The sequence below is a fragment of the Paenibacillus taichungensis genome (genome assembly GCF_003287275.1).
In the GTDB taxonomy this organism is placed as follows: Bacteria; Bacillota; Bacilli; order Paenibacillales; family Paenibacillaceae; genus Paenibacillus; species Paenibacillus taichungensis_A.
Genome location: NZ_QEVW01000039.1, coordinates 1 through 23,335, shown reverse-complemented (window position 1 = coordinate 23,335; position 23,335 = coordinate 1). Strand labels below are relative to the sequence as shown.

Below are 23,335 nucleotides of genomic sequence, written 5' to 3'. Positions count from 1 at the left end.
ATGCAGCTTTAACGCTATTCTTCAGAAAGTGTCGGTTCACCTGGCGCCTCATTTGCAAGCAGCTCCAAACCATCGGAATGCCGTTCGAACTTCACTGCATCAGCCCTTGTATAGATCATATCGGCAGGAAGCGTTGGCGGGTCTACCGTTGTAGGAGTAACTCTGGTTAACCGAACGTACTCGCTACCGTCTCCCGTAAAGTCGAACGTTCCTAGATCAACCCAACCTGATGAGCCGGCCGTTGCATCGATATAGGTGACCTCGGTACCCGCCTTGTGCTTCACTTCCACTTTGACATGATTATCATTTCCCGTCGTATGGACGAGCTTATAGATCGAGACCGTATATTTGCCCTCTGGAAACTGGCCTTTCCACGTTGCGGATGATCCTTGAACTGTAGAATAACGGGATTTAACCCCAATTTTATATCCTGCTAAATTACTTTGGCTCCAAGACCCTTCTGTCGTGTATAACCCAGTTGTATTTGTACTATCGACGATAACCGTTAGGTCTTTGATCGTGATGTTCAAAGGCGGTGTGGTTAAGGTCACTCCGTCAATCGTAACAGTAGCCCATACCTCAATGTGATTCGTATCCCCATCGAGATTGAGAAGGGTCAACAACCCATTGCCATCCACTTCGGCCAGATCCGTACGATCAACGAAATACTGCACATTGGCCTGTGTTAGATCACCGATCAAACCGTTATCCAAATAGCCGGTTACGCTCAGCTGTGCGGTTTGAGTCATCTGCAGCTCGTTCCGATCGGACAGGATCACAGCAGATTCCAATTGCGGTGTCCGGTTCGCGTCCACCCACATGATCGCATCGGCAACAACCCTGGACTTGTTGGCCTTGTTGGTTAGTTCCACGTATCCGCTATCGCCGGCAGCAAACGGATAATCCCCTAGGTGCACCCAAGTACCATTCGCTGTTGTCTCATCAACAGTAACCGTCTCGGAGCCCCCGCTATAATAAACGGTAAATGAGGCATTCGTTGTCCAATTTTCACTCGCAGCCGTAATTTGCGGAATCTTGTAATACACACTGTAAGTGACACTTTCCGGCAGCTCAGGCCGCCATCTCATTTTACTTGTTGCTGCGCCGGTCGTAGATTTAGCATACACATAGTTATCATAGTAATAGTTGTCAGCCGTCGTATCCCTTATCCAGACGCCTTCTGTCTCCGCCTCCGTATTATCCACTATGATAGATGAACTCTCCTGCCCATCGGGTTGGACTGGAGTTTCCGTAACCTGATTAGGCAGATAAAGTGTCCGCTTGCGGGTCTGTTTCCCCTCTGATTCCACGTAATACGTGAAGGTTTGGGATAAATCATTCACTCGTATCGACCATTCCATCGGGTATATCGTATCTGGGATGGTCGTGTACGTGGCCCCGCCATCCAAAGAATAATGGATTGTCGCTGGTTTCGTCGTTTTGGCCTGCACATATGCATCATAGACCGTTTCGTCGGGCTTAACCATCAGCATGCCTTTAACCGCATCAATTGGACTGTGGGTATCAAAGAAATAGCTTGCATCCGATGTATCAGCCGTTCTGACCTGATGCAGCGGCACATTAATGTTAAGTCCTTCTACAATGATCGCTGTGATGCCCTTGCCTGAAACCGTAGCTTGAATGATTCCGCCACTCATAACCGTTTGCTCTGGTGTACCATTGTCGCGGATGATCGTTACGGTATAATCCTGTGCCGGGTTGAATCCAATGATTTGTTCATTCAATTCGATTGGAGTCTGAACTTCTTCTGACGATGCATTGCTTAGCCCGATGTAGAATTTATCCCCGCTCTCACCTGTTATCCAGTTCAATTGAGGATGGTTGGTCTTAATAATTCCCTTGGGCATCCAAAGCCAAACGTCGGAAAACCCATAAAATTGACCTGGCTTATTCCCATAGAGGTGATATTTGAACCATAAAAAATTCGTTTCAAAAACGGAAGGAAATGAAATACTCCCGTTTGATTTCAATGATTGCTCGCTAATCAAATAATCCATCGTTTGCCCGAGCTGCCCCGGAATATGGTGATAATAGATGGATGTAGCCCCGCTTGGGCCTTCCAGAGGGAAGTCCGGTTCGAGTTGGCTAACGGCGAAGCCTTTATAATAATAACCTGGATAACTGGAATATCGACCAATAACCGCATTGTGAGCGATATCCTGCAGCAGTTTATCCCCTGTATAGAGCGACAATCTCAGCATGAACGGAGCTTCCTGAGCATTCATCCGATAATAGCCGGTTGTACTTCCTGCTTCAAACGTCAATCCGCTCGGTGAAACAAGCCAACGTTCCGCTTGAACGCCTCCGGCAATATCTTCTGGAAGCTTCAGCCTAGGATATTGAAATTTACCACTTTCCGGCCAATGGAAAGACTCCGCGTAATTATACGTCTCAGGCTGAGGAATCGTAACGTTACCTTCAGGAACTGGACGAGCAACGAACATGGTTGCATACCGTTTGGCTTCTTTGTATGCGGCATTCAAGTATTTGGGATCCTGAGTTTCCTCATAGAGCTCCAAAATCTCCATCCACAGCTTGCTATAATAATAAATGAACTCATTTTTACTCACATCCACGGTTGCAGGCGTATCGATATATTGCAAGATATAGCTGTCGGCTGCATCCTTGGCAGCTTGTAGATACTGTGCCTCTCCCGTCATGCGATACATCATCAGGGGCTGAATGACGGGCCCCCGGTCTTTCTGGTCAGGGTCTCGCATGAGGTACTCTTCCTGTGCCAGCGCTCCAATTCCTGCGGAAGTGCCCATCATCTGATTGACAGCGGCTACGCTTGAAACATCGAACGGCAGAGTAGCCATTTTCCATAACGAAGGCACACCGTATACTTTCTTCTGCGTCGGCGACCAACCGATACCATTTCGCGATACGCCATACTGGACGGACGGCAATGCTCTCGTATCGTAAAGCTGGTCATCCCCCGTCAAATAGTAAGCTCCCAGAAGAACCGCATTCGAGCTTGTTCGGACGCTATCCTCGTTTTCGATATCAATAAAGCCCTTGGCACGGCTCCACCACCCGCTGGGTGACGGGACATAATTAACAGAGTCATCCCCTTGCGGCTCAATCTTAAGCAAATCGATCATATTGAACATCGCGTCAGTAAGCGACTGATCTGACACATTTTCGCGGTATGCCGAATAATCGTACTCATTGCGAAGAATATCCGCGTAGGAATCATACAGATTGCTTTTTTGAGCGATTAGCCCCATATGAAATTGATAAGTGCTCTCTGCAGTCATTTGAGAATAAGTCCCTAATTGAGGCGCATACAGGACTGGCTGCACGCTGCCTTCGTTGTTGACCAGACTCATGCCAAGCCGTTGTTTCGTAACGCCTCCCGTCGGTTCAAATTCAACCGGAAGCTCTGCCGAAGGTACAAATAAGCCATACGTTAATGGATTTCCCGAACCATCATTCTTCTCAACCAGGCTCATCGGAGCGCTCAGCTCTCTCAGGCTTGTTGATTCCACCGTACCTACCATTTTGGCATGAGACCGGAATCCATTTAACACTTCATTGATGCCCGAGACTGCCTCTGTTGTGAAGGACTGATATCCAATCACATAATTGCCGTCGCGGCGAGGCGTAAAGGCAAAAGAAACATCTGGTTTCTCCCCTGCCATGGACCAGTTCACTTCAAAATCGTAATCACTGCCATGCGTAGAATCGGTTAATACCGCCGTCTGGCTGTCGGGAAAATGGACCCCGTCGAATGTAATCCAGCGTTTGTTCATCGTATCGTAGTAATTGGTTCGGCTGCCGGCATTCCCATCCAATAATACCCATTGCTCCTCAAGTCTTTCCGACACATTATTGATTGGCGTCCAGTTTCCCGTGTCCGTGTTCTTGTAGAACATGTCACGAACGATGGATTTGCCTCCATCCCATTCTGCCTCATAGAAGGTCGCCTTATAGTTAGCGTTTTCGACGCTGCCTTTTTCCGTGTAACTGAGATTCGCTAAGGTGCGGCTCCGCAGCGGGGGCAACGGTGGTGCTTGCTGCCGGATATTCCCTTCGAACTTGACTGCATCTGCCCTAGTAATAATTGTACCCGTCGTAGGTTGCGTTCGAGTCAGCCTGACAAATTCGCTATCATTACCACTAAACTCATACTCCCCCAGATCCACCCATCCAACCGATGGTCCTGACGAAGGTCTTAGATCCATAAACTTGACATCCGTTATCCCGTTATGAACAATCTCAATCTTCACGTTACTATCTGCTTTATCCGCCCAATCCAGCTTATAGAACGATATTCTCGCCGTCCCTGCTTCCAAGCGCGGATTCCATGTGATAGTTCTATTTACGGCATCCGTATATTTGGAACTGGAATTATTGTATCCCTTTACTCCTGAGCTCGTGGTCCAATAAGGAGCAGAGAACCCGTTATTGACGTTACCTGAATCAACAGTGACGACATTATCAATCGTAAGGCTTCCATCATCAATGATGATCGTCTTATGCGGCTCTTTCTGCCTTATATTTCCTTCGAATTTGACCGCATCAGCTCGCGTAAGGATCGTGTTCGTGGTGCCGGTAGACCGGGTCAATTTAACGAATTCTTCACCAACTCCAGAAAAATAGTACTCTCCCAAATCAACCCACCCTGCTGGAGCGCCAGATGAGGGTCTTAGATCCATAAAGACTACATCCGTCGTTCCATTATGAACGATTTCGATTTTTACATTACTATCTGCTTTATCCGCCCAATCCAGCTTATAGAACGATACTTTCGCCGTTCCTGCTTCCAAGCGTGGATTCCATGTTATCGTTCTGCCTGCTGTACTTGTATATTTAGTGCTGGAAAGATCATACCCCTTTACCCCTGTGCTTGTGGTCCAATTTGGAGCCGAATATCCATTGTTCTCGTTACCTTCATCAGGTGTCACAACATCATTAATCTTAATGCTACCGTCATCGATGATAATCGTCTGATAAGGTAAGGTCTCCGCATAAGCGGCCCTTATTCCGATCAGGCTGGAAGGAACTACTATCGTCAACATGAAAACGATGAATAAAAACAGCTTCCTTTTGACCATACAACTCACAGCCTCTCCTATTAATGATAACGCTTCCAAAACAAGATACCTCTTTGCTCAAATAATCGTTAAAAAGCAATTAACCTTAGCTATCTGGCTAATCCTGTTCTATCATTTTTATCTTAGCATGCCATATCACCGTGAAATTTCTTTCATTTTAAGAATTTCTTATAAGATTTTAAGTAAAAGGCTAAGTTAAATTCTAATGTTGATATTTGTGCATAAAAAAACCGCCTTGGTGAAAAGGCGGTTTATTAAACATTCGTTCCCCATTAGTGGAATCAACAGTATAACCAAAATTATTAAAACTTACGTTTATGATAGGGGATACCATCGCCATCTTCACAATAGGATTTGAGACTATAAAGGAAAATGGCCCAGTTGTAGTTACAGGAGCGATAAAATGGCGTTACTTCTTTCCAGTTCATATGACGCAAAGTAATAAAAGACTTCCCGTTCTTCTCTTGAATATCAAAGGAGATCATCGTGCCAATCCATTCTGGATCTGAATCTATACACTGCCAAACGACTTTTTTATTCGTGATCAATTGCTCTATTCTCATCTTCGTTATGTCATTGCTGCCAAATCGAAATTCATTAATAAAGCCAATCTGATTATTAATAATGAGTTCATTGGTCCATATTTCCGACAGTCCTTCAGCGGTGGTTAAAGTTTCATAGATCTTCGATGCTGGAACATGTACGGTTTGCAAGTGCTCGATATTGGCCATCCTTTACTCCCTTCTAACTTCAATAATTTATTTTTAATGCTTATGATAACATATGAAGAATATATTAGTTTCTTTTGTCTTCAAGCGGCTATGATGTAGGTTTTCCAAGTAAACAAAGCTTCATGATCCATTATAATGGCGGCTGCACCAGTAGCAATTTCCCAAGCTGAATGACCGTTTGATCATACCAAGCAGAATTCTGCCGCACATGTTCCATACTTCTCTCATTGCCACTTGCCTCAAACACGGCCGCTTTGTCTGTCTTCTTGTGATCGATTTCGAAGCGAACCGTATGTTTCCCGATCGGTAGCTCAGGTAAGAAAACATATTGATTTCGATTATGATCGTTATATGATGTGAATCGATCGATAAGAATGGGTTCCCCTCCATCCACCGTCACCTTCAATCTGCCGGAATCCGGCCCCCCAATATCGAATAATCCGATGTGGGTTCCCTCAAATTCCACTGTGATCGTCTCTCCGGGATCGACTGCTCGCCATAGACCGGGGAACAACCATTCATACTCGCGCACTAAAGCAAAATCATCAGGGGTCATGTAAGACCACCCCGCAGAAAAATGAGTAAGACTATCCAGTGGCAGCATGGTTGCATACTCCCAAGGATTGGCCGGGACCAATGGGTCCTGCGGCAAGTGATGCTCGACCTTTCCCACGTGATCTCGAAGTTCGCTCATTTTCTCAAATGACCGGGTGATTGTATCCGTGTAGATCTGGTGTCCTTCGGGAATCGTTGGATGGATCGAATCATGCGTAAAAATAACGGCTCCGGGAATAGATACGTCTTCTCTTAAGGTGAAAATGAGCTTTCCATCCAAAACCAATTGACTGACTGCTACGCCCAGATGAATCGAAGGAATGCCGTAATAGTCGGCGACTTCCTCTTGCATACGAGCGCCCTTCTGGTATTGTCCGGATTGAAATGAGGTCAAATCCCGTTCCTTAACCGTATACACAAACAGGATATCGGTAAACCGGCTGTGCTTGCGAATCTGTCGGACAATGCCTTCGATTCGCGCTTTGGATTCGGGAACTCCGCCATCGTTTCCAACAAATTCAACAAATACGAGATCAGGCTGATGACGCAGTACATCTGTCTCCAAACGGGCGCAGCCGAGGTCCGATCCTGTCCCATCAATGCCTGCATTCACAGAGCGGATATCCGCATTGGGATATTGCCCTCGCAGCCAATCCGCCGTCATGACCCTGTATCCTTTAGAACGTGTATTACTTCCGCCAAAATAGACAATTGTTACTGTTTCCCCATTTTCCAACTTTTGAATGACATTAGGCAGCCCTCTTCGAGGGAAAAATTCCTTCATCGTGACTTCACCCGCCCTCACTTAGCGTTTTTAGGAGCAAAAAATTTTACAGCAAACACTTCATAATAAGGCGAACCATACGTTGCAGAGAAATCAAACCGGATTCGGGTTACACCTTTTGCATGCACTTGATGTTTGCTCAACGAAAGATAATTACCACGGATATTAATTTCACTCTCGGTTCCGTCTTCTAAGGTTAAGGTCACATCATAATCCTGAATCAATGGCTCGATCGGATCGTCGAAATGCTCCAAATTCAGCTGCGAATTGAAAACAAGATGGATTTCATCCAGATTCTTGGGGCTTGCAAAACCAAATTCCAACCATTCCTGCCCTTCCGAATGTTCCGAAATCCAGCCGTTCGGCAGACCATAAGGTCTGGAGAAGCCGTTGACGACATTTGCGGGATCATACATATCCTGGGATGGTATCAGATCCTTGAAGCAAATGCTTCTGTTAAATTTCTTCAATCTGGACGGCTCTTCAGGTCTATAATAGAAGCTCACCGCTCCTGTCATTTTTTCTTCATTGCCATATACGCCAAGGCTCGCCGTACCTTCCAATACGATGTAGATTTTGTCGTCAGTCGGCTTTTCGCAACCCAAGTCCAGCGTAATCCAGTCATCGTACCCCGGTGAAATCACCAATTTGTAGTCTTTCAGCTCGTTGGTGGGAATATAGTTTTCCTTCCGCTCCCCGCCAAACAGCTTCACTTGCAGCGTTTCCGATTGCTCAGAACTGTTTTTAATTTTGATCTGCACGCTTTCAGCCTCGGATGTCTGAATCGGCAAGACCAAACATAATGCTTTCTCCAAGGAGATCTCTTCAGTTGGATAAGAATGTTCATAGCTTCGCTGAGACGAGGCACGAATCGTTAATCCGTCAGCGAAATAAGGATCCAACTGCTCTTGAAGCCCTACAATTGTTTGCCCGTCTCGAAGCAGCTGCGCCTGAAGCTCACCCATATGGTCTTTGACGATGGCTGCGGGGTCTGTCTCATATTTTACGCATAACGCAGCAGCCGTTCCTACAGCCTGCCCCATACAACCACAGGTTGCCATCACCCTTGTGGATCCGAAAGCCACATGGGTAGCGCTTATATTCCGGCCAGCGAACATGAGATTGGGAACGTTGCGTGAAAACAAGCTGCGGAAAGGGATATTATACAATCCCGGCACGAAATTCCACGCTGTAGCCGGCCCCTCATCGTAGATGCCTTTATTCGCATGCAGATCCATATACCAACCTCCGACGGATACAGCATCTTCGAAATGAGTCTTTGCTGTAAGATCGTTTTGAGACAGCATATGTTCGCCGATAAACCGCCTCGACTCCCGCTTTCCCGGAATCGGGCATACATAATCCAAGATGAGATTGTCTACATCATCAAACTCGCCGCTATTTTTGATATAATCCCAGATTCCGTACACCAATTTCCGCAATTCCAATGCGATGTCTTCATTATTCTTGATAATATCCATATGGCCGCCGTATTCCAGCCACCACAATCCGCCAAGTCCATTGATTTTCCTTGGAAAAGACCGATGGTTTAATCCTTTTCTGATACTATCGAAAAACTCCAGCTTCGTAATATCATACGCAAAGCCAGGCCTTTTGTAAGGAACGGAATAGTTTACGTCACGGGCTTGAAACAGAATCGTATCGCCCATGGTGTAATGATCTGCCACTTCTGGAGCAAGCTCCTCCTTGTATTCATGCTTCGCCTCTCTTCCCCATCGGAAGTCAGCACCTGCTTGGTATCCAACAATTCCATCCCCGGAGCAATCGATATAGGTGGGACTTTCAAAACGAAATTTTCTTTCGGAAGCTAATTGAAGACCCTCCACCCATTTAATTCTGCCGTTCTCCATGCCCGTTTCATGTACGCATGTATTCAGAAATAGAGAAATGTTAGGCTCATCATAAACCATGTCGAGCAAGACCGTATCCGAAAGTGAAAGCATAAGCTTCTTGTTATATAACGGATTATAATGAAAGATCTTCAGCTTGAGTTCTTCTACCAACCCGCCCTCGCGAGCATAATAGGATGGACTGTTTCCGAGATATGCCGACCCGTTGATATGAACCCTGACCTCGCTGCTCGCATTCCCCCCTAGCACCGGCCGATCATTAATAAGTGAAACCTGCAGGCCTTGGCGTGCAGCTGCAATGGCAGCGCATATCCCGGCAATTCCTCCACCTACGACGGTTACATCTGCTTTTATAAGCTCCATTTTGATAACCTCCATGATTAGATGCTTCTATCATGGTAATGGTTTTGGTCCCTTTTTTTTTACAGGATTTCGCGAAAAAATCATACATTTTTTGCATCCTTATTTGGACTCGTACCGTGTCATTTTGATCCGATATTGCTTAGGTGTATCACCCGTATATTCTTTAAACAGTTTGCAAAAGTAACCTTCATTGACGATGCCTACTTCCTCGCACAATTCCAACAAAGAATAATCCCTGCTATTCAACAACTCGAGAGCGAGGTGGATCTTTTTACGGTTGATGTAACTGATCACGCCTTCGTTCATTGTTTTCTTGAATAAACTGCTAAAATACGATGGTGCTAAATTCACTTCCTCGGCAATCGCCTCCAACGTTAAGCGTTGTTTCAGGTTTTTCTCGATAAAATGCATGGCACTCATGATTTCTGCCCGATGTAATAGTTGGCCCGCGTGTACGTATTCGAATGTGAAGTCGCCAATATAGGCGAGCTGCTCCTGAAAAGCCATAAATTCCATGGGGAAGTCTGCAACTTCCGTGGCCATCTTATTCCCTGTTTTAAACTTTACGGTAATGTCTCTGTACAAGTCTCTAATCATTGGCGCCATGATGGACTTGTGGATTTTATGGTCCGTCACAAATTGGTTCAGATCGGAAAGCGCATTCTCCAGCTCATCCTTGGAAATCTTCCTTTTCAGCCGTATAAGAAAATCAGCCAGTTTCTGCTGAAAATCTGCTTTTTTGTCATTATGGTATTGGAACCGATGCATCGGTGTTTTTACTACTTTCTCCGTATGATAATAGAAATCCTCACTCACATTTTTAGCTTCCGTGTACGCCTGTTTGATCGACTCCCAGCCTCGGTGTGGACCACCAAAAGCAACAGATACCTTTTGATTCAGATATTGATGCAAATGAGAGACGATCTGTCCACCCAAGGATAGGCAAGCATATTCCGTTTCCATATCACTGCGGTTATTTTCCCAGGATAGAAAGCCAATAAAACAATTTTCGGACAGATCCGCAGCTACCCCACTGCCACCATTCATCACCGTTTCTTCGATGATATTCGTAATCGCATATTTCAAGATGTTTTGATCTGCGGCTGCGTATTCGTTTCGGAAACTTTCATACGTATTCATTTCAACGATGAAGCAGCAATAGTTGGCTTGAAAGAAATGAAACTGCATGCGATTGGCAAAATCCGATGCCCGATGAGAAGGAATTTCGCCTCTGATCAGTTCGTTAAAAAATTGCTTGCGCACTCTATATTTATTTTCAAGCACGGATACGTTTAACGATTGAAATTCCGCTTCTTTTTTCTTAAACTCATTTAAAATTCCGGCTGCTTTATCCAAAGCTCGATTCAAATCCGCTTCCCTCAGCGGAACCTTTACAATGTATTCCAATACATTGGCTTGAATAGCTCGCTGGGCGTATTCAAAGGATGAATAGGCGGTCAAAAGTATGTATTGGGTATGGGGGAGCTCCGCCTTAAGCTGCTCAATCATGGAAATTCCGTCCATACGCGGCATAACGATATCGGATATGACGATGTCCGGCTTCAGTTTTATGATCTCCTCGATCCCGTTCAGCCCATTATTCGCTTTGCCCACTAGAACAAATCGCTTATCCCTGTGAGAGAGTTCATTAAAAAACAATTCCAATCTTTGAATAATCAGGTCTTCATCGTCAACAATGAAGCAGGTATATTCTCTCACCATTATGCATCTCCTTTTTGCAATTCTTCCGGGAATATAGCGCGTACACGGGTTATTTCCTTAGGTATGCTAATGATTTGCAGTCCAAATTGATCTCCGTAGTGAAGTCTTATTCGGCCATGAATATTATTTAGCCCGATTCTTTTCCTCTTCACTTCCATTTCACTCGGTTCTGAGATTAAAATATGCTTTATTTTATCAGCAGGAATTCCCTCGCCTTGATCAACAACTTCTATGATGACGATACCACCCTCCCTGTACGCATGAATCGTAATAGGCCCCTCAATTCCCCCTCCGTTATAACCATGGAAGATGCTATTCTCCACAAGAGGCTGCAGCAGCATTCGAAAAACTGGGAAATCCATTAACCCTGCTTCGATATTTTCTATCAAGTGGAAGTTTCGGTTATACCGAATGTTCTGGATCTCGATATAGTCCGCTACATTGCGTAGTTCCTGACGTAAGGAAACCTTCTCTGAAGCATCGTCTATCCCGTATTCCAATAATGAAATGAGCGATCCAATCACCACATCTACTTTCTCTATTTGCCCGAGACGTATAACGTTGCTGATCGAACCAAGTGTGTTATACAGAAAATGAGGGTTAATTTGAGACTGCAGCACCTGGATTTCCAACTTCCGTTCGAGTTCATTATGAAGCTCCGCTCCCCGAATCAGTTCCACAATTTGTTGCAGCATACGATCAAATGCTCGTGAAAGATCTCCAAACTCATCGTTTCGATTAATCGTTATTGTCGTTGTGAGTAAGCCTTGCTCCACTTGCTTCATTTTTGTTTTGAGTGTATAGAGTGGTTTCCTTATATATTTGGCAACCAAAAAAGAAATGAGCAAACTTAAGAGAAGACCTGCAGCTAGCAGCTCAATATAATAGGTTTCCAATCTGGACAAAGCTGCTTTCAAGCGTGATTCATCGTTAATTGAGATTATGGTCCAGTTAAATTTCTCCGTCGGTTTTTTTAGAAGGGAGACCGGAACACCCTCCATGGTATGCAGTTGAAGACTTGTTTCTGTCGTATCCAGGATTTGTTCAGCTGACGTTTCCCCGATCGAAAACGTATGATCCTGAATATTCAGTAGTCCTTTATTTTCAGAAAAACCGGCAATGATTTTACCTGACGCTGTGATCAGAGCCAGATTCATTTGTTCTTGTTTATTAATCTTGAACAAGGTTTCTTCAATGGCATTTAGATCCAAGTCAACCGCAATGGCCATGGGAAACGGAGCACCATTAAGATATCGAACCATCGTAACGGTCCAGCCGGAATACTTTGATTTGTAAGGTTCACTAACAAAGGTAGTCCTTCTGTTCTTGTCAGCCGCATCAAACAAAGGTTCTCGTTCAGATAAAGGTTCATCGAAGATTCGAGTAGCTGTACTTCCACCTAAAATGGATAAATCGCTTTTGATCAAATAAATATTACTGACGTAATTACTATTGAGTTCATACAGTTCTCTTAATTGCTTTTTAATCACTTCCGTATTGTCAATATTGGCTTTCACTGATGTTTCGACTGAGAAGAGAATCGTCTGGAAGGAGGAAAAATTAACAGTGAAATACTGGTCTACCTTGTCAAGAATTTGGTTGGTGTAAAAAATGTCATTGGTTCTTATTTCCTTTTGGACATAGCGATAAGACAATTGGCTTATCAAGATGATGCACCCTAATACAAATGCAAACACGAGAAAAAATAATTTTAAAGGCAAGCTGATTCTTCTTCGCATCCATCATCTTCCTTTTAATTCTGTAGTAAACTAAGAATAGCATATGCTAATAAAGAGAGGGGCTACGAATAGCCACTCTCTTCGTTTATTTATTTTACTTGATAAGGCCGGCTTCTTTAAATTGATTGATTGCTGTTTCCTTATATTTCTGCATGTCAAACTTGGTATCCAACGTTTGGAGGAAATTATCCCAGTTTGAAAGAGGTTCTTTGCCTGTCATAAATTTAACTAAACTTTCATTAATGAAACGTGTGCGGTCAGCATCCAAGGTATCGCTGGGGTCTGGGGTCAATAAATTTCCGGGCAGCGTTGGCCCCACATATTGCTGATTGTCCTTGAAAGCTTCCGCCGTCTTCGGATTCTGGAAGCTGAAGTACTCCGCATCATCACCACGGCGCGGCATTCTATAATGATCGACCCACAGGTACTTCTCTTTCATTTCCTTCGATAACTCGGAGGTTTTATTTTTGATTTTGCCGTCCACTACATCCCAATGAATCCCTTTAATCCCGTATGCAAAGTTTGGATAAGCTTCTTCGTCTGTAAAGAGATAATTCAGCATGGACAAGATCCGAATGATTTTGTCCTTATCCGCTTTCGCGGAAATGGCCCATGAATTGCCTTGGAATGATTTTCTCTCTACAATTTGATCACCATAAGGACCTTTCATCGGAGGAATGACGATCCATTCCGGCACCTCGCCACTAATTTCTTTCATTTTCTGTTGATAATCCGGCTCAAGCCTACGGGCATCTCTGATCATGAAACCAACTTTACCCTTAAACATCTTTTGGTCCAACAGATCAGGCGAATTCATCGTCACCCAGTCTGGGTCTACCACTTTGGCTGCCATCATTTTGTTAATGTAAGCAAGCGCCTCTTTCATTTTGGGATCGATAAACAGGAATATCGGTTCATTATCTTTTATTTCGATGGCCGAAGGAGGATTGACGCCAAACATCCACATCAAACTATCGAAGCCGTAGGTTTGCAGATTACCTTCTTTGTTCATACCGCCGATGAATCCGTACGTATCGTTTTTGCCATTACCGTCCGGGTCTTTCTCTGTAAAGGCTTTCATAACTTCGAACAGCTCATCCGGTGTCGTTGGCACTTCCATATTCAGCTTTTTCAGCCAATCATTACGGATGAAGAAACTTCGGCTGATACCGTTAACATTATCATAGCCTGGAACTCCGATCGTTTTTCCTTGATAGGACATTGCCTCCCATGAGTCGTTGCCAAACCGTTTCTGTAATTCAGGGAATTGATCCAGATACGGTGTCAAATCCGCAAGCACACCTTGGTCGTAATATTGTGCGAGATCAGCCCGACTCTTCAAGAAAATCAAATCTGGAATATCTCCGCCTGCAATGAGCGTATTCAGTTTGGTTGTTGCTTGCCCAGCTTGAGGAATCATCATATCCAAGTCGATGTTCATCTCTTTTTCCAACATTTGACGTTGAACATCTTCATCACGTGGCGGTACCGGAGCAGCAGCGTTGAAAGTGCCTTGGTTAAACATTGAGATTTTCATTTTGGTTGCAAACTGGCCAGACTGCCCTTGTGAATTACTCGAAGTTGTTAATGTAACTTCTTCATTTCCCCCACATCCTGATAATAGCGTTCCCAATCCTAAGATTGCCGACAGAATAGCAAATGAAATCTTCTTACGCTGCATATTGACCTCTCCTTTGCTTGTATATTATCACGGTTTCACCGTAATAAGTTAGGTTGGAACACCATTTAACCTTTAACGGATCCCAAGAGTACACCTTTGGTAAAATGCTTTTGTAAAAAGGGGTAAACGATCAAAATCGGAACCGTAGTCACAACAACGGTAGCCATCTGCACAGCGAACGTACTTACAGCTCCGGAATTGGCGAGCGATTCAGCGCTTTGTGTTGCGACGTTAAGCAGGATGTTGCGCAAGACTACTTGAAGCGGCATGAAGTTGGAATCATTGATATAAACAATAGCATCGAAATAACTGTTCCAATGCCCCACTGCGTAAAATAAAGAAATGGTGGAAATGACGGGCAAAGACAGTGGTAAAATGATCCGCCATAACGATTGAAGTTCACTTGCACCGTCAACCCTCGCTGATTCCTCGATTTCACCAGGCAATTGCTCGAAAAAGCCTTTAATAATCACCAGGTTAAATGCACTAATGAGATTTGGAATGATCAATACCCACGGACTATTTAGCAACCCCAGAGAGCGAATTAGTAGATAAGTCGGAATTAACCCCCCACTAAACATCATGGTAAACACAATGAATAGTAAAAACGGACTGCGTCCCGGCAAATATTTTTTGGATAACGGATAAGCTGCTAAGACCGTAAATAACACATTAAGCATCGTGCCTACAATCGTTCGAAACAACGTAATTTTATACGCCTGCCAGATCCCATGAGAGATGAATACTTCTTTATAGGCCAGGAAGGTAAAAGATTCTGGTATAATCACAATCCCTCTTCTTAACACTTCCGATTCTGGCGTTACTGAGACAGCAATCACATATAGAAAGGGTAGTAAGCAGAGTAGTGATAAAAAAATAAGAATAACATAAACGACGGATTGCCAGACTTTTTCCCCGATTGTCAAATTGATCATATTAAAACCACCTCACCAAATTTGCCCATCGAATTTTTTGGCGAGCTTATTTGCTGCCAAAACTAAACCAAATCCAATGACAGCTTTAAACAATCCTACAGCAGTAGCCAAGCCAATCTTAAGACGCTCCAACCCTTCACGGTATACCCATGTGTCGATAATGTCGATCTTCTCCTGGTTAAAGGTGTTGGCAAACATGAATATCTGGTCAAAGCCAGCATCCAGAATATGGCTTAATTTAAGGATCAGCATCAGAATAATGACTCCTCGAATGCCGGGTAAAGTGATATGCCAGAGCTGTCTCCATTTGGAAGCGCCATCCATTCGAGCCGCTTCATATAAGCTTGGATCAATACCTGCTAATGCAGCGAGGTACAGTATCGCTCCCCATCCAATGTCCTTCCATATTTCAGATGCGATGACCAGCAGTCTTCCCCAAGCAGGCTCCGTTAGAAATGAGATGGGCTGAAAACCACTTTCCTTCAAAATCATATTAAAAAGGCCATCGCCTGGGGCTAATAATGCTACCATCAATCCATACACAATGACCCAAGACAGAAAGTGGGGTAAATACGTAATGGTTTGTACGATTTTCTTAAACCATTGGGTATGAACTTCATTAAGCAGTAAAGCAAGTAAGATGGGAGCGGAGAAACCAAACAACAGCTTATACAGCGATATAACAATTGTATTTTTCATGATGTCCCAGAAATAAACGCCGTTCATAAAATCCGTAAAATTTTTGAATCCCACCCACGGGCTATCCCATACGCCCAAAGCTAGGTTGTAGTTTTTAAAAGCAATCAATATTCCCGCCATAGGAATGTATTTGAATACGGCAAAGTAAATTAAGGCTGGTAATAAGAGAGCATACATCACTTTATATTTTTGGATCGTCCTTATCCATGACTTCCGCTTTTTGGAGAGGGGAATGGCGTCCGCTGCCAATTTCACTTGCATATCATCACCTCGTCTTTGTTTGTATTTGTATATTAGCACCCCCCTATCGCTTAAATTTCTGAAATTTCAAGAATTTCTTATAAAATATTAAGGAAGTGTGTCTTGGATCGTTCCAATAGCTCATTCCGGAAAGCGGGACAAGAACTTGTATCGCTAAAATAAAAAAAAAGCCGCTAATATAGCGCCTTTAGTAACTTTTTTCGGGTCCATGTTTTGTCTCACGACAAGGTGTTTAGAACATAGAATTAAAAACCAACAATAACATTGCTCTTGTTTTGCGGTTGACTTAAAAAAAACATGCTGTTAATATTAGTTTCACAATCTAACCGTTAGACAATGAAACTAATATGATAAAGGAGCAATTAACTATGGATATGGATAGAAAGCAATTAGAACAACATATTGATCTGTATACTCAGAGAGCCATATCAATCTCAATTAGTATGCAATCTATTCAGAAGAATATTTCAAAAGATAGCAGTGTTACTCCAGACCAGTTTAATTTATTGAATGTCATTAATACGACTGATCATTGCACATCCAGTTTTTTGGCTAAAGCACTAAATGTCAAAAAAAGTTCTATTACTGCTATTGTGAATCGATTAACAGATAAAGAATTAATTAAACGTGAGTATAACGAAAAAGATAAACGAGTGGTCTGGCTTGAGTTAACCGAAAAAGGAAAGCACATTGTGTTGGAAGAGAGACAGAAAATTTTGGCTGTATTGATGCCTTTAGGAAACAAACTCACTGTTAAAGAGCTGGAGGAATTAAACCAATATCTATCTGTGATTGATACACAACTAAATAACATAAAGAAGGATATGGTTAAAAATGAAATTTAGTATGAGGTTATACGGAGTTATTGTAGGGTTAATTACGATCTTATTGTCTTGGTCACAGTCATTTTTCATCAATTATCTTATCCCATTAGGAATCGTAGCCATGGTTGTGTCTGTAATTCATATTCTAGTCGTTAAGAAGCACTTAAATGAAAAGGTTTATCGTGCCTGGTTAGGTATATCAGCTTTGTTTATAGCTACTGAAATCCTATGGATGATATTTGATAAAATTGGATTATTTGTAGTTGCACAAATTTCATTTGTAATAACCGGGTTTGCATTAATTATCTTTGCCTTAGGCATGCATAAGAAAATGAATCGAAGCTTCAAATCATTAACGTTGAGAATTAGCAAATGGGTTCTAGTCCTTGTTTTGATGTTGGGGACATCCATATTAATATTATTTACAGCAACGCCAAAGCCCGTTGCTTTATATTTGCAAAGCAGTTCTGGAGCAGAAAATACTTATACAGCAGAACCATCTACTACCACAATTATTGATGGAAAGTATCATCTAACAACCAATATTCAATATGGAGAAAAGTATCCAAGAAGTTTTTTAAATATCATTACACCCGATGGTCCATTTGATAAAGAACGTCCAACATACTTTTATGTGCATGGTGGTGGCTTTATAGCGGGAGATTCAATTGGAGGTGATCCTAACGCAGGAGCGGCTTCAAATACAATGTTATATCATTATGAATTAATGGTTGATCATGGTTATAATGTGGTGACGATAAACTATGCTTTAGCTCCTGAATATATACACCCAACACCCATAAAACAATTATCAGAAGCCGTGCAATATATGCAGCAAAATGGAAAACAGTACGGAATTAATATGAACAATGTAATCTTTGGCGGGGGAAGCGCAGGTGGATTTATTGCTGCAGACTTTGTGACAATTCAAGCTAACCCTGAGTATGCGAAAGAAATGGATATTAATCCTGTCATAGAGCTTGCGGATATCAAAGCTTTAGTATTAGAAGTACCCATTCTTGACTTTAGTCGGGGCCATAGAACCGTAACCGAAGACATCGTGACTGACTATATTTTCGCTCAATCAGGGAGTGCATACATTGGTCAGCCGGTGGTTAGCGCTGATAAAGATATCTTACAATCCTTAAATGTAATACCAAGAGCGACGAGTAATTTCCCTCCAACTTTTATAACGGATGGCAACACGGGGACATTCCCAGATCAGGCTGAAGATTATTATAACCGCTTAAAAGAATTAGGGGTCAAGACAGATTTATATATTCCTGAGCTCAATGAGAGCAAAGAAGTTCATGGATATATGAACACGATTGATACTAAAGCAACTCGAACTTATATTCAGAGAAAACTAGCCTTCTTGGATAGTTTAGATTAATCATGATAGATAAAAACAAAAAATCGTTGCCTACTTTATACTTAGGCAACGATTTTTTTGTTTGAGCATCACATCGACAGCAAGACGTATGATTTATTCCAGTTAGACTATTTCGTGAAATAATGTCCTTGTTCCAGATCTGCGAGAAGTCCTTGCTGGACAGGCTCCCAGTCGAGAAGCTCCTTCGTCCCTTCACTTGATCTGGCTAAGTCAAGCGACGCGACCATGCCTAGAAAACCGAAGATGGCTTGCGCTTCTTCAGGCGGGATGCTGACTACTGGCACATTCACATGACGGCCAATAGCTGCGGCAATGTCTCTGAACGTAATACCTTCATCGTGCACGCCATCCAGTCGTGCGCCCGCAGGCGCAGATTCCACAGCGAGCCGGAATAAAACTGCCGCATCCAAGCGGTGAATTGCTGGCCAACGGTTAGAACCATCTCCAATGTAAGCGGAAGAGCCTCTTTCCTGCGCGATCCGGATTAGTTGCGGGACGAAGCCTTTATCTCCTTCTCCATGAACGGAAGGTGCAAGCGAAACGATCGATGCTCTCACGCCTTGTTCTATAAATGAAAGTGCCGCATCCTCCGATGCTTTGCCATTCGCATGTGCTGTAATAACAAGTGGTTTACCGGAGCCGGCAAGCGCCTCTCCCATTGCTTCGATGGCGCGAAGATCAGCTGCCAGGGATGCGGCGAAATTAGAGAAATCGTGGTTAAATGCCAGATGAATAACGCCGTCTGAAGTGGCTGCACAGCTGCGCAGTATATCCAGATCCTCTAACACACCACAAGCCACCTCAGCTCCCAGGCTTTCTAATACGTGAGCACCACTCTCCGATCGGGTCAGCCCAACGACCTGATGGCCCGCACTGATAAGTTCGCGGACAACGGCTGTACCAATATAACCTGCTGCACCAGTAACAAATATACGCATAATATTTTTACGCCTCCTTAAGCATTTGACGAAGATATGACTTCAGTCTAAACTATGAAGTGAACTCTAAGGCAAGCGTTTGGAGGTAGGATTTTATATGAAAATTCAAGAATTAGCAGACTTAATGGGTTTAACTCCCCACACCATTCGATTTTATGAGAAGGAAGGTTTGCTTGATAGCAGGCATATTCAGCGAGAGAAGAATAATTACCGCAACTATTCTGACGAAGCAATTGAGCGATTAAGGCTAATTAAGAAATTTCAAGGCATCGGCTGCTCGTTAGCTGAACTAAAGACGATTTTGCAAGATCACGATACGAACGCACGCACCAACCAAGAAGTAATCGAATGGATTCTTCAGAAGATCAATGAGATCGAGCGCAAGAAGGAAGAATACGATCATATGCTTGTAACTTTGAATTGGATGCTGACATACAGGAAGCTGCTGAATAAAGATCCACAACAAGCCGAGGCTATGATGGCTGAATTACGACTTAAAATCAACATCTAGGCTTACAGTCGTGACAAGGCTCTATGGACGTAAATTCTACAAACATACCCAGCTATATCCTCAAGCTATAGCTGGGTATCATTTTGATCATCTATACTTCGCCCCAATAAATCTCAGTTTCATAATCGAATTCAACCAAACCATCTTGATTATTCCTATTGAATATATTCCGCAGTTCTCTCATCATGGGATCGTAATTTGGATGTTCGGGGAAAGGGCTGTAGGAAGATGATAACAACCTGCCATTCAAACCCTCGAAATCGAACTCCTGAGTCATTCTGAATCGCATTTCATGCATTGAACTTTCCTTAAAAAAAGAAAGCAGCATATTCTGAGAAATATTTTTGTGATTGACTTTTTCGTAATCGGTTCCGTATGTATGAAGCAGTTGATTGTACTCTTCCCGGAACGGAGTACCGTTTGTAAGACGAGAATTCCAGATGAGTATTACCTTCCCACCTGGTCGCAGAATTCTGCGAAACTCGATTTGGGCTGCGGAGCGATCGAACCAGTGAAACGCCTGAGCGCAGACAATAAAATCAACCGACTGATCAGGTAATCCAGTAGACTCTGCAGAACCTGATGTACTCATAAATTTCGGATTACTTTCTAACATTTGCTCAGCGGCTTCCCGCATTGCTTGATTTGGCTCGACCGCGATTACATCGCTTCCGCGTTCCAAAAGCAGCTTTGAAATCATCCCAGTACCTGAACCGATGTCTGATATGTTGCTGTTCGCACGTAAACCGACGACATCATACAAATAGTCAATAGCCTCTTTTGGGTAGCTCGGGCGGTATTTCAAATACGAATCGACCCGGCTCGAAAACCGTTCTCTGTTGTTCATCGATCGTCACGCTCCCATCAATATTTTGACAGCTTATATACCGGCCACAGTACCAGCTTTAAAATCTTACTGCCCCAGAAAGCCAATACGGTCGTTCCGGTCCATGAACTGCGCTTATCTTGGCTGTATTGATCGTTGATCATATAAGTCCGAGTCGAAATAGGACTCTTCAGGCCGAACTCTTCCCATTTCGCCGGATCATTCGAACCTCCAAGTTTTCTAAGCATATTCGCCGACTCATGATCTATTTTAGCCGGAATTTGCTCGAATGCTTGGGTGATTTGCGTATGAAACTCGTCGATCGGATTGCGACTGGTAATACTCTCGAGATGGATGCTTTCGCGAATGTAAGAAACGTATGCCAGATGGTCAGCCCAGAACTCGTCGATATAAAAAAGACGTACCCTCTGCTCCGATTGACTCAGCACTCTCTCGCCTTTCAATATTCCGAGCCGTTCTTCGTATAGGATTCGCCTCTGATCCTCCACCATATCCGAATACCAGTTCAATTCCCGCTGAATATCGAAGTTTTGACCTATGATAACGCGCTGTATATGTTCGATTTTGCTGCGGAGCGCCGGATCATCAACAATCTCCTCCTGCCTGGGAGCGCGAAACAGTCTATGAATGCCGAAACGAAGCATCAACTCGTCTTCCAGGCTTATATAAAACACGGAAGATCCCGGGTCACCTTGGCGGCCAGAACGCCCGCGCAGCTGGTTATCTATCCGCATGCTTTCGTTCACATGTGTACCTATCACGTATAATCCACCCAGTTTGGCAACCACTTCTGCCTGAGCGGGATTACCGCCGCCGAGACGAATGTCTACGCCGCGCCCTGCCATATTCGTAGATACCGTTACCGCGCCTATTTCTCCAGCTTTAGCGATGATTTCGGCTTCTTTCGCATCATTTTTTGCATTCAGAACCTGGCAAGGTACCCTAGCAGCGGCAAGCGCCTCCGCCAGCATGTCAGACTCCTCGACGCTTGACGTACCAATAAGAATGGGGCGTCCCGCCTTATGAACTGAAGAGATTTCTTGTACAAGCGCTTTATATTTGGCTTCTTTATGGGTGTAAATCCGATGCTGGTGGTCGGCCCGTATGTTTGGCTGGTTCGGCGGAATTCGCACGACTTGCAGCGCATAGATATCTTCGAATTCCATTGCTGAAGCGTGCGCTGTAGCCGTCATTCCGCAAATTCCTGAATACAGGCTTATGAAGTGTTGAATGGTAATCGTACCAAGAATTCTCCCGCCGGCCTTCCACTGCAACCCTTCTTTCGCCACCAGCGCAGCTTGCAGCCCGTCCGGCAAATACCTGTTCTCGGCCACACGGCCGGTATGTTCTTCGATTAGCTCAATTTCACCGTCTCGGACGATGTAATCGACGTCTTTTTTTAATAACGATTCCACATGCAGCGCACAATTCAATGAAGTTAACAAATGACTATTATGGCTATCGTACAAATTGCCGCATCTCAGCAGCAACTCCGCTTTCGCAGCACCCGCATCATTCAAATAAACGTTCCGCTGGAACTCGTCAAAATCGTAATGCTCTGCTGGCTGCAGCTGCCGGGCCACTTCTGCGAAAAGAACACCATCACCCTTGGAAGCGCTCGAATCGCCACTAATGACTAGCGGCACCCGAGCTTCATCAAGAAGGAGCGAATCCGCTTCGTCGACGATGACGTAATGAAAAGCACGATGTACGGTATCAGCTTCATTTAATGCGATAGTATCGCGCAAATAATCAAACCCTGCTTCTTTAGCCGTAACATAGGTTATATCCTTCGTGTAAGCTTCCCGTTTGTCGACCAGGCTCATGCCCGCTTGAACCGAGCTAACCGTTAACCCGAGGAAACGGTAGATTGGACCCATCCACTCTGCATCTCGATTTGCCAAGTAGTCGTTAAATGTGAGCACATGAACGCCTTCGCCTGTCAACGCGTTGAGATAAGCAGGCATAACAGCAGAGAGTGTTTTTCCCTCACCGGTATGCTGCTCGATCAAAAACCTCTCGTGCAAAGCGATAGCAGCCATAATCTGGACATCGTAAGGCCGTAATCCGAGTGTTCTCTTCGCAGCCTCGCTGACTAACGCATAAGCATCAACAAGCAGCTCATCCAAAGGCGTGCCTGATCTTGCTTCTTCTTGCAGCCGAAGGGATTCCGCATGCAGCCGCTGATCGTCCCAAGCTTCCAAATTCCGTTTCCTGATAAGCTCCACTTTGTCTCGATAATCTTTCAACAAACGCCGGGTATCGCGCTCTTTGAATTCACGTATTAACTTGACGACTACATTCATCGGAATTTGATTCCTCCTCAGTAGAAATAAGCGGTTTAAAATATGACTTTTTAGGCAGCATCCATTCCGTATATCCTCATATTGCCCCATTATA

At 43.9% G+C, this 23,335-nt stretch carries 15 protein-coding genes; 3 read left to right on the top strand and 12 right to left on the bottom strand.

Features of this window, described 5'->3' with window-relative positions; genetic code table 11:
• Positions 1 to 14 precede the first annotated feature (14 nt).
• From DC345_RS31055 to DC345_RS31015, 9 genes are all read right to left on the bottom strand, one after another.
• On the bottom strand, positions 15 to 5,045 hold the full coding sequence (locus DC345_RS31055) for a golvesin C-terminal-like domain-containing protein (RefSeq protein WP_146752176.1): 5,031 nt from the start codon (positions 5,043 to 5,045) through the stop codon (positions 15 to 17).
• Positions 5,046 to 5,383: 338 nt separating this feature from the next.
• Positions 5,384 to 5,812, bottom strand: a complete 429-nt coding sequence (locus tag DC345_RS31050) for an SRPBCC family protein (protein ID WP_113056434.1) — start codon at positions 5,810 to 5,812, stop codon at positions 5,384 to 5,386.
• 130 nt (positions 5,813 to 5,942) lie between these two features.
• Positions 5,943 to 7,151 carry an SGNH/GDSL hydrolase family protein gene (locus tag DC345_RS31045; RefSeq protein ID WP_113056433.1) on the bottom strand — a complete coding sequence of 403 codons (1,209 nt, stop codon included), beginning with the start codon at positions 7,149 to 7,151 and terminating at the stop codon, positions 5,943 to 5,945.
• Positions 7,152 to 7,168: 17 nt separating this feature from the next.
• Positions 7,169 to 9,385, bottom strand: coding sequence for an FAD-dependent oxidoreductase (locus DC345_RS31040; protein WP_258530975.1), 2,217 nt, complete (start codon positions 9,383 to 9,385; stop codon positions 7,169 to 7,171).
• 99 nt (positions 9,386 to 9,484) lie between these two features.
• Entirely contained in the window at positions 9,485 to 11,107 is a 1,623-nt protein-coding gene (locus DC345_RS31035) for a response regulator (protein ID WP_113056431.1), read from the bottom strand.
• Positions 11,107 to 12,774 carry a sensor histidine kinase gene (locus DC345_RS31030; RefSeq protein WP_258530973.1) on the bottom strand — a complete coding sequence of 556 codons (1,668 nt, stop codon included), beginning with the start codon at positions 12,772 to 12,774 and terminating at the stop codon, positions 11,107 to 11,109. The genes DC345_RS31035 and DC345_RS31030 overlap by 1 nt, the downstream gene beginning before the upstream one ends.
• 166 nt (positions 12,775 to 12,940) lie before the next feature.
• Positions 12,941 to 14,527, bottom strand: a complete 1,587-nt coding sequence (locus tag DC345_RS31025) for an extracellular solute-binding protein (RefSeq protein ID WP_113056429.1) — start codon at positions 14,525 to 14,527, stop codon at positions 12,941 to 12,943.
• A gap of 65 nt (positions 14,528 to 14,592) precedes the next feature.
• Positions 14,593 to 15,462, bottom strand: a complete 870-nt coding sequence (locus tag DC345_RS31020; protein ID WP_076291360.1) for a carbohydrate ABC transporter permease — start codon at positions 15,460 to 15,462, stop codon at positions 14,593 to 14,595.
• Between the two features lie 12 nt (positions 15,463 to 15,474).
• A complete protein-coding gene (locus DC345_RS31015) occupies positions 15,475 to 16,422 on the bottom strand; it encodes an ABC transporter permease (protein ID WP_053781115.1) in 948 nt (315 codons plus the stop codon).
• Positions 16,423 to 16,790: 368 nt separating this feature from the next.
• On the opposite strand from DC345_RS31015, the gene DC345_RS31010 reads away from it, so the two are divergent.
• Together DC345_RS31010 and DC345_RS31005 are read left to right on the top strand one after the other, a co-directional pair.
• The gene (locus tag DC345_RS31010) at positions 16,791 to 17,267 is read left to right on the top strand and encodes a MarR family winged helix-turn-helix transcriptional regulator (protein WP_181586802.1); all 477 of its coding nucleotides are present in this window, start codon (positions 16,791 to 16,793) and stop codon (positions 17,265 to 17,267) included.
• The gene (locus DC345_RS31005; protein ID WP_113056427.1) at positions 17,257 to 18,639 is read left to right on the top strand and encodes an alpha/beta hydrolase fold domain-containing protein; all 1,383 of its coding nucleotides are present in this window, start codon (positions 17,257 to 17,259) and stop codon (positions 18,637 to 18,639) included. Before DC345_RS31010 ends, DC345_RS31005 begins: the two co-directional genes overlap by 11 nt.
• Before the next feature lie 107 nt (positions 18,640 to 18,746).
• Here the strand turns inward: DC345_RS31005 and DC345_RS31000 are convergent, their stop codons facing one another.
• The gene (locus DC345_RS31000) at positions 18,747 to 19,577 is read right to left on the bottom strand and encodes an SDR family oxidoreductase (RefSeq protein WP_113056426.1); all 831 of its coding nucleotides are present in this window, start codon (positions 19,575 to 19,577) and stop codon (positions 18,747 to 18,749) included.
• A 97-nt stretch (positions 19,578 to 19,674) separates the two neighbouring features.
• Between DC345_RS31000 and DC345_RS30995 the strand changes: the two genes are divergently transcribed.
• A complete protein-coding gene (locus DC345_RS30995; protein ID WP_113056425.1) occupies positions 19,675 to 20,088 on the top strand; it encodes a MerR family transcriptional regulator in 414 nt (137 codons plus the stop codon).
• 91 nt (positions 20,089 to 20,179) lie between these two features.
• Here the strand turns inward: DC345_RS30995 and DC345_RS30990 are convergent, their stop codons facing one another.
• Together DC345_RS30990 and DC345_RS30985 are read right to left on the bottom strand one after the other, a co-directional pair.
• The gene (locus DC345_RS30990) at positions 20,180 to 20,935 is read right to left on the bottom strand and encodes a class I SAM-dependent methyltransferase (protein ID WP_113056424.1); all 756 of its coding nucleotides are present in this window, start codon (positions 20,933 to 20,935) and stop codon (positions 20,180 to 20,182) included.
• Positions 20,936 to 20,952: 17 nt separating this feature from the next.
• Positions 20,953 to 23,241 carry a preprotein translocase subunit SecA gene (locus tag DC345_RS30985; protein ID WP_113056423.1) on the bottom strand — a complete coding sequence of 763 codons (2,289 nt, stop codon included), beginning with the start codon at positions 23,239 to 23,241 and terminating at the stop codon, positions 20,953 to 20,955.
• Positions 23,242 to 23,335: the final 94 nt, after the last annotated feature.

Coding starts and splice junctions, on each gene's coding strand:
- DC345_RS30995 (WP_113056425.1), top strand. CDS start 19,675: ATGAAAATTCAAGAATTAGCAGACTTAATGGGTTTAACTCCCCACACC.
- DC345_RS31055 (WP_146752176.1), bottom strand. CDS start 5,045: ATGTTGACGATAGTAGTTCCTTCCAGCCTGATCGGAATAAGGGCCGCT.
- DC345_RS31045 (WP_113056433.1), bottom strand. CDS start 7,151: ATGAAGGAATTTTTCCCTCGAAGAGGGCTGCCTAATGTCATTCAAAAG.
- DC345_RS31035 (WP_113056431.1), bottom strand. CDS start 11,107: ATGGTGAGAGAATATACCTGCTTCATTGTTGACGATGAAGACCTGATT.
- DC345_RS31015 (WP_053781115.1), bottom strand. CDS start 16,422: ATGCAAGTGAAATTGGCAGCGGACGCCATTCCCCTCTCCAAAAAGCGG.
- DC345_RS31050 (WP_113056434.1), bottom strand. CDS start 5,812: ATGGCCAATATCGAGCACTTGCAAACCGTACATGTTCCAGCATCGAAG.
- DC345_RS31020 (WP_076291360.1), bottom strand. CDS start 15,462: ATGATCAATTTGACAATCGGGGAAAAAGTCTGGCAATCCGTCGTTTAT.
- DC345_RS30990 (WP_113056424.1), bottom strand. CDS start 20,935: ATGAACAACAGAGAACGGTTTTCGAGCCGGGTCGATTCGTATTTGAAA.
- DC345_RS31040 (WP_258530975.1), bottom strand. CDS start 9,385: ATGGAGCTTATAAAAGCAGATGTAACCGTCGTAGGTGGAGGAATTGCC.
- DC345_RS31005 (WP_113056427.1), top strand. CDS start 17,257: ATGAAATTTAGTATGAGGTTATACGGAGTTATTGTAGGGTTAATTACG.
- DC345_RS31025 (WP_113056429.1), bottom strand. CDS start 14,527: ATGCAGCGTAAGAAGATTTCATTTGCTATTCTGTCGGCAATCTTAGGA.
- DC345_RS31010 (WP_181586802.1), top strand. CDS start 16,791: ATGGATATGGATAGAAAGCAATTAGAACAACATATTGATCTGTATACT.
- DC345_RS31000 (WP_113056426.1), bottom strand. CDS start 19,577: ATGCGTATATTTGTTACTGGTGCAGCAGGTTATATTGGTACAGCCGTT.
- DC345_RS30985 (WP_113056423.1), bottom strand. CDS start 23,241: ATGAATGTAGTCGTCAAGTTAATACGTGAATTCAAAGAGCGCGATACC.